The organism is Cryobacterium sp. MLB-32 (assembly GCF_000738085.1).
Taxonomy (GTDB): domain Bacteria; phylum Actinomycetota; class Actinomycetes; order Actinomycetales; family Microbacteriaceae; genus Cryobacterium.
Genome location: NZ_JPRS01000722.1, coordinates 1 through 476 on the forward strand (window position 1 = coordinate 1; position 476 = coordinate 476).

Here is a 476-nt window from a genome sequence, read left to right on the forward strand (position 1 = left end):
ATGAAACCCAATCTCGTCGACGAAATCCTGGCCCCCGATCTCAGTCCCCTGCAAACTTTCAAACCCGAAGCCCTGGGCCGGGTGATGAGCAGCGAAACAGCTGCCAAACTGACCAGCATGATGGTGGACAACGTCCAGGACGGTGCCGCAAGCAATGCAAGAATAGATGGGGTCAAAGTGGCGGGCAAAACCGGTACTGCGGAAAACGGATCGACCGATCCGTACACACTGTGGTTTACCGGATTCGCTCCGGCAAATGACCCGAAGTATGCCATCACCGTTCTTGTGGAAGACGGGGGCGGAATGGATCAAACGGGGTACGGCAATCTCCTTGCCGCACCGATCGCACAAAAGGTTCTAGAGGCGGTGCTTAACAAATGAGACCCACATCAGGGCTCACCTTCGGTGGTCGTTACGAGCTGCAGTCGCGCATCGCCATCGGCGGTATGGGCGAGGTGTGGAAGTCGACCGACCTG

The 476-nt window shown here is 57.1% G+C and carries 1 protein-coding gene; it reads left to right on the forward strand.

What is annotated here, in order from left to right; genetic code table 11:
* Positions 1–381 (forward strand): penicillin-binding transpeptidase domain-containing protein (locus JF66_RS21075; RefSeq protein WP_035880937.1); only part of this gene is annotated, 381 nt, incomplete at its 5' end.
* Between the last annotated feature and the right edge of the window lie 95 nt (positions 382–476).